General features: G+C 72.0%; 8 protein-coding genes. 6 read left to right on the top strand and 2 right to left on the bottom strand.

Features of this window, described 5'->3' with window-relative positions:
• Positions 1–264 precede the first annotated feature (264 nt).
• The 3 genes from ACZ53N_RS34760 to ACZ53N_RS34750 are packed head-to-tail and all read left to right on the top strand — an operon-like array spanning position 265 to position 2,652.
• On the top strand, positions 265–1,422 hold the full coding sequence (locus tag ACZ53N_RS34760; protein ID WP_469144771.1) for an acyl-CoA dehydrogenase family protein: 1,158 nt from the start codon (positions 265–267) through the stop codon (positions 1,420–1,422).
• A 36-nt stretch (positions 1,423–1,458) separates the two neighbouring features.
• On the top strand, positions 1,459–2,346 hold the full coding sequence (gene tesB / locus ACZ53N_RS34755; protein ID WP_469144770.1) for an acyl-CoA thioesterase II: 888 nt from the start codon (positions 1,459–1,461) through the stop codon (positions 2,344–2,346).
• Positions 2,347–2,400: 54 nt separating this feature from the next.
• The gene (locus ACZ53N_RS34750; protein WP_469144769.1) at positions 2,401–2,652 is read left to right on the top strand and encodes a hypothetical protein; all 252 of its coding nucleotides are present in this window, start codon (positions 2,401–2,403) and stop codon (positions 2,650–2,652) included.
• Between the two features lie 212 nt (positions 2,653–2,864).
• On the opposite strand, the gene ACZ53N_RS34745 is transcribed toward ACZ53N_RS34750, so the two are convergent.
• Positions 2,865–3,656 (bottom strand): phosphatase, encoded by a 792-nt coding sequence (locus ACZ53N_RS34745; protein ID WP_469144768.1) that lies wholly within the window; start codon positions 3,654–3,656, stop codon positions 2,865–2,867.
• 199 nt (positions 3,657–3,855) lie between these two features.
• On the opposite strand from ACZ53N_RS34745, the gene speB reads away from it, so the two are divergent.
• The 3 genes from speB (at position 3,856) to ACZ53N_RS34730 (ending at position 10,704) form a co-directional block, all read left to right on the top strand.
• On the top strand, positions 3,856–4,845 hold the full coding sequence (gene speB, locus ACZ53N_RS34740; protein WP_469144767.1) for an agmatinase: 990 nt from the start codon (positions 3,856–3,858) through the stop codon (positions 4,843–4,845).
• 424 nt (positions 4,846–5,269) lie between these two features.
• Positions 5,270–9,046, top strand: coding sequence for an ABC transporter ATP-binding protein (locus ACZ53N_RS34735; protein ID WP_469144766.1), 3,777 nt, complete (start codon positions 5,270–5,272; stop codon positions 9,044–9,046).
• 227 nt (positions 9,047–9,273) lie between these two features.
• Positions 9,274–10,704, top strand: coding sequence for a S28 family serine protease (locus ACZ53N_RS34730; RefSeq protein ID WP_469144765.1), 1,431 nt, complete (start codon positions 9,274–9,276; stop codon positions 10,702–10,704).
• Between the two features lie 33 nt (positions 10,705–10,737).
• Here ACZ53N_RS34730 and ACZ53N_RS34725 read toward each other — a convergent pair whose 3' ends face one another.
• The gene (locus ACZ53N_RS34725; RefSeq protein ID WP_469144764.1) at positions 10,738–11,367 is read right to left on the bottom strand and encodes a hypothetical protein; all 630 of its coding nucleotides are present in this window, start codon (positions 11,365–11,367) and stop codon (positions 10,738–10,740) included.
• Between the last annotated feature and the right edge of the window lie 323 nt (positions 11,368–11,690).

Here is an 11,690-nt window from a genome sequence, read left to right as displayed (position 1 = left end):
CCTCCCTCCCCTCCCCATACACCCCCTCCAATCCCTCGCCCCGAAAACCGAGCCCATCGTCCCCCCCCCCCCCCCCCTCACCCCCCCCCCACCCCCCCCCCCCCCCCCCCCCCCCCCCCCTCCCCCCCACCGCCGCGCAGCGGAGGTGCGTTTTTCCCGCAGCCCCCGGCAGGGGCCCGGCTCTGGACAGCCCCGACAACCCACCGGTAGCTTTCGGCCTGAGCAAGCGCTTAGGGCTGGGCTGCCGCAGGGAGGGGAGGCGCTGTGCGTCGCACGGTGTTCAACGAGGACCACGAGGCGTTCCGGGAAACCATCCGCGACTTCATCGCCGCCGAGGTCGTGCCGTTCTACGACGAGTGGCGCGAGGCGGGTTCGGCGCCCCGCGAGTTCTACAAGAAGCTCGGCGCGCTGGGCGTCTTCGGCATCGAGGTGCCCGAGGAGTACGGCGGCGCCGGCGAGACCAGCTTCAAGTTCCAGGCCGTCATCGCCGAGGAGTGCGCCCGGGCGGGCGTGAGCTTCGGCGGCGCCGGCGTGCACACCGCGCTCTGCCTGCCCTACCTCCTGAAGTACGCCACCGACGAGCAGAAGCGGCGCTGGCTGCCCTCCTTCGTCTCCGGCGACATGATGACCGCCATCGCCATGACCGAGCCCGGCACCGGATCGGACCTGGCGGGCATGAAGACCACCGCCAAGCTCTCCGAGGACGGCACGCACTACGTCCTCAACGGCGCGAAGACCTTCATCACCGGCGGTGTCCACGCCGACCGGGTGCTCGTGTGCGCCCGCACCGCCCCGCCCACCCCCGAGGACCGGCGCGGCGGCATCTCCATCCTCGTCGTCGACACCGCCTCCGAGGGCTACGCGGTCGGCCGCAAGCTGGAGAAGCTCGGCCTCAAGACCTCCGACACCGCCGAACTCTCCTTCACCGATGTCAAGGTGCCCGTGGAGGATCTCCTCGGCGAGGAGGGCAAGGCGTTCGGCTACCTCGGCCACAACCTCCCCCAGGAGCGGCTGGCCATCGCCGTCGGCGCGTACGCCCAGTCCGCCGCGGCCGTGGAGTTCGCCAAGGCGTACGTCCAGGACCGCACCGTCTTCGGGCAGTCGGTCGCCGCGTTCCAGAACACCAAGTTCGTGCTGGCCGACTGCAAGTCCGAGGTCGACGCGATGCAGGCGGTCGTCGACCGCGCCCTCGACGCGCACGACGCCGGTGAGCTGACCCCGGCCGACGCCGCGTCCGCCAAGCTCTTCACCACCGAGCGCGCGGCCACCGTCATCGACAAGTGCCTCCAACTCCACGGCGGCTACGGCTACATGATGGAGTACCCGATCGCCCGCCTGTACGCGGACACCCGCGTGAGTCGCATCTACGGCGGCACGAGCGAGGTCATGCGCTCGATCATCGCCAAGTCGATGGGCCTGTAGGCCACCCCACCCATCCCGTAAGGAACCACCGGCCCCATGAGCGAGCCCCCCACCCCCCTGGACGATCTGCTCGGTCAGCTCGACCTCGAGACCGTCGAGCAGGACATCTTCCGCGGCACCACCGGCCGCCCCACCCTGGTGCCCCGGGTCTTCGGCGGGCAGGTGGCCGCTCAGGCCCTCGTCGCCGCGGGGCGCACCGTCCCCGGCGACCGCCTCGCCCACTCCCTGCACTCCTACTTCCTGCGCCCCGGCGACCCCGAGGTGCCCATCGTCTACACCGTCGACCGCATCCGGGACGGCCGCTCCTTCGCCACCCGGCGGGTGGTGGCCGTCCAGCACGGGCAGCCGATCTTCCATCTCTCCGCGTCCTTCCAGACGTACGAGGAGGGGCTGGAGCACCAGGAGCCGATGCCGCCGGCGCCGGACCCGGCGACCCTGCCCACCGCGGCCGAGATGCTGCCCCAGTACGCCGACCGGCTCGGCGGATCCGACATCGTGGAGCTGATCCTCAAGGCCCGCGGAGCCGTCGACCTGCGGTACGCGGAAGAGCCGCCGTTCGCCAGCATGGGGGAGCCGCGCGAGCCCAAGTCGCAGGTGTGGTTCCGGACAAACGGCAAACTGGCCGACGACCCGCTGCTGCACCTCTGTCTGGCCACCTATGTCTCCGACATGACGCTCCTGGACTCCGTCCTGCTCGCCCACGGGCGCGGCGGCTGGGCGGTCGGTGACGTCGTCGGGGCCAGCCTCGACCACGCCATGTGGTTCCACCGGCCCTTCCGGGCCGACGAATGGCTGCTCTACGACCAGGAGAGCCCGACCTCCCAGGGCGGCCGGGGGCTCGCCAGGGGCCGGATCTTCACGCAGGACGGGCGGTTGGCGGTTTCGGTCATCCAGGAAGGCGTGGTCCGGGTCCCGCGCGGCTGAGCCAAGTACCCTCGTGAAGCTGATCATTGGGAACGACTTCGGGAGGGAACCGCGATGACGCGCGCGCCGGCGCCCATGGCGATGGTGACCAGAGTGCTGCTGATGGGCGGAGGCGTCGTCGGCATCGTCCTCGGCGCCATAGCCCTGTTCCTCTGGCACACCAGGATCGTCGAACTCACCGGCGGGCCCCGGGTGGTGTCCGGAATCGGCTTCCGGCTCGCCGAGGCCGCCGTCCTCTACGGAGGCAGCTGGCTGTGCGTCCGCGCGTGGAACGGTGGCCCTGGCAAGTCGGGGGAAACGGCTTAGGCCATGGGGCCTGTCCGGAGGGTGGGACGCACCGGCCGCTGCGCGGCGGTGTCCTCAAACGCCGGACGGGCTGCTGTGCTGTGTCCTCAAACGCCGGACGGGCTGGATTGGCTGAGCTCAGCCACAACCAGCCCGTCCGGCGATTGAGGACGCGCCCGCAGGGCGCCCGCCGCCGCAGGCGGCACAGCGGTCGGCAGCCGAAGCCCGGCCGGCTAGGCCCGCGGCGCCGCCAATCCCGTCGCGCCCAGCAGGTACGCCGTCATCGGGTCGTAGAAGCGCGGGCTGTGGACGTGGTCGTCGATCGGCACGGCCACCTGGAGGGTGCCTTCGGCCTCGGCGAGGAAGAGGGCCGGGTCGTTGGAGTCCGCGTAACCCACCGCGTCCAGGCCGCGCTGGGCCGCGCACCCCGCCCATCCGTGGTCGGCGACGACCAGGTCCGGCAGCGGGCGCCCCTCCCGGGCGAGACCGTCGAGGATCGCGGCCATCGGGGCGGGGGAGTGCGTGTGCCACAGCGTCGCCCCGCGCTCGAAGACGGCGACGTCCGCGAACTGGAAGACGTACCCCTCGTCGGCCGTCAGCCCGTCCGGGATCACCACGATCTCGCACCCCGCCGCCCGCAGCGCGGCGGCCGTGGCCCGGTGCACGTCCAGCAGCCCGCCGGGGTGCCCGGTCGCGAAGAGCACTCGCTGTCGGCCCGCCGCCGCCTTGCGCAGCACGGCGGCCATGCGGTCCAGGGCCGCGACCGTGAGTTCGGGGTCGATGGTGTCCTGGCCGGCGCGGTGGCCCAGATCGTCGCTGACGCCGCAGCGCTCCGCCATGACGGCCAGCACGTCCTGCTCGTCCGTCCAGCGGTCACCGAATTCCAGCCCGAACCAGTAGTGGCGATCACCGCTCGCGAGCTTGCGATAGTGGTCGAGGTTGTTCTCACGGGGCGTCGCGACGTCTCCCGCGATGCGCGTACGGACGAGATGATCGATCAGAGCGGTACGGCTGGGTATCGACATGGGCTCATTCTCCCCCGCGTTGTGTGCACGATGGACGAGGCGCCCCCACGCGATGGACGTCGTGTCCATATGGCGGGGCCGGACCCTTCAATCCGTACATGTGCGGAATCCGTCGCCCTGCCTACCCTCGGGTACGTCCTCCACTGCCGCCCCGACGTTGCCCCGACCGTAATTCGTCCGTGATTCGAGAGGCCCCCGCATGACCCCCCAGAACAGCCCCGCCCCCCTTGAACCGCGTGGCCCCGTCGACTCCTCCCGCATCCCGCGCTACGCCGGTCCCGCCACCTTCGCCCGCCTGCCCCGGCTGGACGAGGTCGGCAGCACCGACATCGCCGTCGTCGGCGTGCCGTTCGACACCGGCGTCTCCTACCGGCCCGGCGCGCGCTTCGGCGGCAACGCCATCCGTGAGGCCTCCCGTCTGCTGCGCCCGTACAACCCCGCGCAGGACGCCTCCCCCTTCGCCCTCGCGCAGGTCGCGGACGCCGGTGACATCGCGGCGAACCCGTTCAACATCGACGAGGCCGTGGAGACCATCGAGGCCGCGGCGGACGACCTGCTGGGCACCGGCGCCCGCATGATGACGCTGGGCGGTGACCACACCATCGCGCTGCCCCTGCTGCGCTCGGTCGCCAAGAAGCACGGCCCGGTCGCCCTGCTGCACTTCGACGCGCACCTGGACACCTGGGACACCTACTTCGGCGCCGAGTACACCCACGGCACGCCGTTCCGCCGGGCCGTCGAGGAGGGCATCCTCGACACCGAGGCGCTGTCCCACGTCGGCACGCGCGGCCCGCTGTACGGCAAGAAGGACCTGACCGACGACGAGAAGATGGGCTTCGGCATCGTCACCTCGGCGGATGTCATGCGCCGCGGCGTCGACGAGATCGCCGACCAGCTCCGCCAGCGCGTCGGCGACCGCCCGCTGTACATCTCCATCGACATCGACGTCCTGGACCCGGCCCACGCCCCCGGCACCGGCACCCCGGAGGCGGGCGGTCTGACCTCCCGCGAGCTGCTGGAGATCATCCGCGGTCTGTCCTCCTGCAACCTGGTCTCCGCCGACCTGGTCGAGGTCGCCCCGGCGTACGACCACGCCGAGATCACGTCGGTGGCGGCGTCGCACGCGGCGTACGAGCTGACGACGATCATGTCCCGGCAGATCGCGGCGTCGCGCGACGCTCTCGCCTAGGGCCTGTCCGGCGGTTCTTCGGCTGCGGGCCGTCGTTGCCGCCTGCGGCGGCGAGCGCCCTGCGGGCGCGTCCTCGAGCGCCGGACGGGCTGGAATCGGCTGGGCTCAGCCAGAACCAGCCCGTCCGGCGTTTGAGGACACCGCCGCGCAGCGGTGGTGCGCGGCGGCACGGGCCGCGGCGCCCGTTCACCCGACCCGCCGGACACGGCCTAACGGCGGGCCTCCGGCTGTGCCGGCCGGTTCTTCCGCCTGCGGCGGCGAGCGCCCTGCGGGCACGTCCTCGAGCGCCGGACGGGCTGGGGTCCCCAGCCGTCCGGCGCTCGTCCCGTACCGGCCGACGCCGGTCATTTTGTTGCGATGGGATGAAAATCGCAGCCCACAGCGTTGGGGCCTTCCGTCAGTGGAGAACAGCGGGAGGTCTCGGGTGGCGGCGACGGATACGACCGGTGCGGCGGAAGACGCCGGTCAGGGCTGGGCGAAACGGCTCGCTCACTACTGTTGGCGATACCGCCGCACGGTATGGCTCGCCCTCGGCTCGTCGCTCGCGGGCATGGCCGTCATGGCCCTCGTCCCGCTGATACCCAAGCTCATCATCGACGACGTCATCGGCTCCCACGAGCGCCCCCTCGCCCCCTGGGCCACGCTCCTGATCGTCGCCGCGGTCGTCGTCTACGGCCTGACCTACATCCGCCGCTACTACGGCGGCCGGCTCGCGCTCGACGTGCAGCACGACCTGCGGACCGAGATGTTCGCGTCGATCTCCCGGCTCGACGGCAAGCGGCAGGACGAACTCTCCACCGGCCAGGTCGTCGGCCGGGCCACCAGCGACCTCCAGCTGATCCAGGGCCTGCTGTTCATGCTGCCGATGATGATCGGCAACATCCTGCTCTTCGTCATCTCCCTCGTCGTGATGGCGGTCCTCTCCCCGCTGCTCACCGTCGTCGCCCTCGCCGTCGCCCCCGCGCTGTGGTTCCTCGCCCAGCGCAGCCGCACCAAGCTCTTCCCCGCCACCTGGTACGCCCAGGGCCAGGCCGCCGCCGTCGCGGGCGTCGTGGACGGGGCCGTCACGGGCGTACGGGTCGTCAAGGGCTTCGGCCAGGAGGCGCAGGAGGCCGGAAAGCTCCGCGAGGTCAGCCGCAGGCTCTTCGCCGGGCGGCTGCGGACCGTGCGGCTCAACTCCCGCTACACCCCCGCCCTGCAGGCCGTGCCCGCGCTCGGCCAGGTCGCCATGCTCGCCCTCGGCGGCTGGATGGCCACCCGCGGCCAGGTCACCCTCGGCACGTTCGTCGCCTTCTCCACGTACCTCTCCCAGCTCATCGGGCCGGTGCGGATGCTGACCATGATCCTGACCGTCGGTCAGCAGGCCCGCGCCGGAGTCGAGCGCGTCTTCGAACTCATCGACACCGAACCGGCCGTCGAGGAGCGCCCGGACGCCCGCGCCCTGCCCGAGGACGCCCCCGCCACCGTCGAATTCGACAACGTCACCTTCGGCTACGACCCCGCCCGTCCCGTTCTCGACGGCTTCTCCCTGCGCCTTACGCCCGGCGAGACCGTCGCGGTCGTCGGCGCCTCCGGCAGCGGCAAGTCGACCGTCTCCCTGCTGCTCCCGCGCTTCTACGACGTGACGGGCGGCGCGGTACGGGTCGGCGGCCACGACGTGCGCGAGCTGACCCTCTCCTCGCTGCGCGCCGCGATCGGGCTGGTCCCCGAGGACAGCTTCCTCTTCTCCTACAGCGTCCGCGACAACATCGCCTACGGGCTGCCGGACGCCACTGACGAGCAGATCCGCGCCGCCGCCCGCGCCGCCCAGGCGGACGGCTTCATCTCGGACCTGCCCGACGGCTACGACACCAAGGTCGGCGAACAGGGCCTCACCCTCTCCGGCGGCCAGCGCCAGCGCATCGCGCTCGCCCGCGCCATCCTGACCGACCCGCGCCTGCTGCTCCTCGACGACGCCACCTCGGCGGTCGACGCGCGCGTGGAGCACGAGATCCACGAGGCGCTGCGCGGCGTCATGGCCGGCCGGACGACGCTGCTCATCGCCCACCGGGTGTCGACGCTGGCGCTCGCCGACCGCATCGCCGTCCTCGACGGCGGCCGGCTCGTCGATGTCGGCACGGCACAGGAGCTCGAAGCCCGCTGTGAGCCCTACCGGCGCCTGCTGACCGACCCGGACACCCTCGGCGGCGTGCAGAAGGACCCCGCGGGCCGCACGGCCGCCCCGGCCGTCACCGATGCCACCGAGGCCGCGGCCGTCGGGCACGCGCGCGTGGACGGCGTCACCCCCGCCCTGTGGGTGCGCAAGGAGACGGCCGGCGCGGCGGCGGTCGACGGCATGGACGGGTCCCTGGCCGGCATGCCCGCCACGCCCGAGCTGCTGGCCAAGGTGGCCGCGCTGCCCCCGGCGTCGGACACCCCCGCCGTCGACGAGGAACTGGCGGCACGGCCCGAGAAGGACTACGGCCTGCGGCAGCTGCTGCGCGGCTTCCGGGGGCCGCTGCTGGTGAGCCTGCTGCTGGTGACCGTCGACGCCGTCGCCGGTCTGCTGCTGCCCGTGCTGATCCGGCACGGCATCGACCAGGGTGTCCAGCGCACGGCGCTCGGCGCGGTCTGGGCCGCGTCCGCTCTCGCGCTCGCCGTCGTGATCGGACAGTGGGCGGCACAGGTCGGCGAGATGCGGATGACGGGACGCACCGGCGAACGCGTGCTGTACGCGCTGCGCGTGAAGATCTTCGCCCAGCTCCAGCGGCTCGGACTCGACTACTACGAGCGCGAGCTGACCGGCAAGATCATGACGCGGATGACGACCGACGTCGACGCGCTGAGCTCGTTCCTCCAGACCGGTCTGATCACCGCCGTCGTCTCCGTCCTCACCTTCTTCGGCATCCTCGTCGCGCTCGTGGTCATCGACGTGCAACTGGCCCTCGTCGTCTTCGCGACCCTGCCCCTGCTCGTCATCGGCACCGTCGTCTTCCGGCGCAAGAGCGTCAAGGCGTACGAGCTGGCGCGTGAGCGGGTGGGCGGCGTCAACGCCGACCTCCAGGAGAGCGTCGCGGGGCTGCGCATCGTCCAGGCGTTCCGCCGCGAGGCCGCCGGCGCCCGGCGGTTCGCCGAGCGCAGCGACGGCTACCGGCAGGCACGCATCCGCGGCCAGTGGCTGATATCCGTCTACTTCCCGTTCGTCCAGCTCCTGTCGTCCGTCGCGGCCGCCGCGGTCCTGATCGTGGGCGCGGGCCGGGTGAGCGAGGGCACGCTGACGGCGGGCGCCCTGGTGGCGTACCTGCTCTACATCGATCTCTTCTTCGCCCCCGTGCAGCAGCTCTCGCAGGTCTTCGACGGCTATCAGCAGGCGACCGTGTCCCTCGGCCGGGTGCAGGAGCTGCTGCGCGAGCCGACGACGACGCCCGCGCCGGAGCGGCCACGCGAGGTGCGGGAGCTGAGCGGCGAGATCGTCTTCGACGACCTCCGCTTCCACTACGGCGACGGTGAGGAGGCCCTCGCCGGTATCCGGCTGACGATCCCGGCCGGGCAGACGGTCGCGTTCGTCGGTGAGACGGGCGCGGGCAAGTCCACGCTGGTGAAGATGGTCGCCCGCTTCTACGACCCGTCCTCGGGCGCCGTCCTCGTCGACGGCCACGACCTGCGGGAGCTGGACCCGACGGGCTACCGGCACCGCCTCGGCGTCGTCCCGCAGGAGCCGTATCTCTTCCCCGGCACCGTGCGCGACGCCATCGCCTACGGCCGTTTCGACGCCTCCGACGCCGAGGTCGAGGCGGCGGCCCGGGCGGTCGGGGCGCACGAGATGATCGCCACCCTGGAGGGCGGCTATCTGCACGAGGTCACCGAACGCGGCCGCAACCTCTCGGCCGGCCAGCGGCAGTTGATCGCCCTGGCCCGCGCCGAGCTGGTCGACCCGGACATCCTGCTGCTGGACGAGGCCACCGCCGCCCTGGACCTGGCCACCGAGTCCCTGGTCAACCAGGCCACGGACCGACTGGCGGGCAAGCGCACGACCCTCGTCGTCGCCCACCGGCTGACCACGGCCGCCCGCGCGGACCGGGTGGTGGTGCTCGACCACGGCCGGGTCGTGGAGGACGGCACGCACGGTGAACTGCTCGCGCTGGACGGGCGGTACGCCGAACTGTGGCGGACCTTCACCGGAGAGGCGGTCCCGGCGTCCCGGGCGGGTGTCCTGGGGTGAGCCGGAACGACCACGGGCGGGTCCTTCCCCTGGTCGGTTACGTCCAGCGCAGCGGTTGATCATCTTTCGCTTGTCGCCGGTCAGCCGGCGGTCGGACAGTGATCAGGCGACGGCCGGACAGCGGCCGGTCTCTGATCAGTCGTTGATCAGTCGAGGGAAAAGTCTGGCGTGGCGGATGACGCCCCCGGTAGGTTCGCGGCGACTTTTGCGAACCCAGGGGAGGGCGAATGCGCAAGGCGCTCAGATGGCTGCTGGCGCTGGTGGTGCTCATAGGTGCCATCGGTGTCGGCGGTGCGACGGCGGGAACGGCCACGGCCGCCGCCGATCCGGACATCAAGGAACGCATCCTGAAGATTCCCGGGATGAGTTTCGTCGAGGAGAAGCCCTACGAGGGCTACCGCTACCTCGTGCTGAACTACACCCAGCCGGTCGACCACCGGAACAAGGCCAAGGGCACCTTCCAGCAGCGCTTCACGCTGCTGCACAAGGCCACCGACCGGCCGACCGTCTTCTACACGTCCGGGTACAACGTCTCCACGACGCCCAGCCGCAGCGAGCCCACGCGCATCGTCGACGGCAACCAGGTCTCGATGGAGTACCGCTTCTTCACCCCCTCCCGGCCCCAGCCGGCGGACTGGAGCAAGCTCGACATCTGGCAGGCGGCCAGCGACCAGCACCGCCTCTACCAGGCCCTCAAGCCGGTCTACGGCAAGAACTGGCTGGCCACCGGCGGCAGCAAGGGCGGCATGACGGCGACGTACTTCCGCCGCTTCTACCCGCACGACATGAACGGCACCGTCGCCTACGTCGCGCCCAACGACGTGGCCGACAAGGAGGACTCGGCCTACGACCGCTTCTTCGCGAGCGTCGGTGACAAGGCCTGCCGCACCCAGCTCAACTCGGTCCAGCGCGAGGCGCTCGTCCGCCGCACCGAGATCGTGGCCCGCTACCAGAAGTGGGCCGACGCCAACGGCCAGACCTTCAAGGTCGTGGGCAGCGCCGACAAGGCGTACGAGAACGTCGTCCTCGACCTGGTGTGGGCCTTCTGGCAGTACCACCTGCAGAGCGACTGCAAGACGGTCCCCGCGACAAACGCCTCGACGGACGACCTCTACAAGTTCGTCGACGACATCTCCGGCTTCTCGGCCTACACCGACCAGGGCCTGGAGCGCTTCACCCCGTACTACTACCAGGCGGGCACCCAGCTCGGCGCGCCCACCTTCGACTCCCCGCACCTCAAGGGGCTCCTCCGTTACCCGGGGATCTACCAGCCGCGCAGCTACGTGCCGCGTGACATCCCGATGCGCTTCCAGCGCGGCGCGATGGCCGACGTGGACCGCTGGGTGCGCGAGGACAGCTCCCGGATGCTCTTCGTCTACGGACAGAACGACCCCTGGAGCGGCGAGCCGTTCCGCCTCGGCAAGCGCGCCGCGGCCCGTGACGACTACCGCTTCTACGCACCGGGCGGCAACCACGGCTCGAACATCTCCCAGCTCGTCGCCGACGAGCGGATCAAGGCCACGGCCGAGGTCCTCGAATGGGCCGGTGTCGCGCCCGCGGCCGTGAAGAAGGACGAGTCGCGCGCCAAGCCGCTCGCCCCCTACGACGCGAAGCTCGACCGCCAGAGCGTCGAGCGGGAGCAGACCCTGCGGCCGTGACGGCTGCCGGACACCTCTGACAGGGCCTGTCCCTCAGGCCAGGCGGCGGGCGCACCCGACGGGTGCCCCGCCGCCGACCTGTACGTACAGGGCCGTCGACGGCGGGCAGTCGGCGCGGGTGCGGACCGTGCGTGTCACCAGGTACTCCGGGGGACGGGCGGGGGAGCCGTCGCAGGCGGTCTCCTTCACCACGCCGCGCCGCTCGGTGTACACGCAGTCGCCGACGACGGTGAGCGGGCCGCCGCCCATGCCGGGGTCGCCCGGGTGCGGCGGCCGCAGATTGCGCATGCACGCGTAGCCCTCGGGCGCGCTGTCCTCCTCGGAGACGCCGTCCACGGCGGTGATGTGCAGGACGTAGTCGGTGGCGGACGGGCAGCGCGGGCCCTTCGCCAGCGGGCCGTTGAAGCGGGCGAGCACCCTCGCCGCGGCCGCCGGGCCCGTGCACGGCACCTCTTCGATGGCGGTGGCGGCCCGGCCCCGGCTCGCGCACTCCTCCGCCTCCAGGAACACCGGTCCCTGCCCGGACCGGGTGGGGCCGCCTCCGGTGGAGGCGGCGGCCGCCTTCGCCTCGGCGTGCCCGGCCCCCTGACACGCGGTCAGCGTGTACATCCCCGCCAACACCGCGCACACCAGCAGCGCCTTCGGCAGCGCGCCTCGGCGCATGAACTCCCCCGTCCCCGTGATGCGCGTACAGAGTGGCCCGCCCGGACCCGTACCCGCCAGGCGTGGGCCGGGCTTCGCGGAGCGTGACGGTGTTGCCGGTGCTGCCGGAGAACCGCCGCCGACGCTCTCGAAGGGGGGTGCGCCGACGGCGGCGTGCTGCCGGTCGCAGGCGGCGGAGAGGGTGGTCGGCGGCGACGCCGACACCGCTCTGCGAGGAATCAGCGACAGCACGCGCCTTGGACGGGCGGCGCCGCCGTGCGGTTCCGCGGTTGCCTGTCCGGCGGTCGCGGGGGGGGGGGGGGGGGGGGAGAAAGAGGGGGGGA

It is taken from the genome of Streptomyces sp. NPDC033229, assembly GCF_055576875.1.
This window is presented reverse-complemented; position numbering and strand designations above follow the sequence as displayed.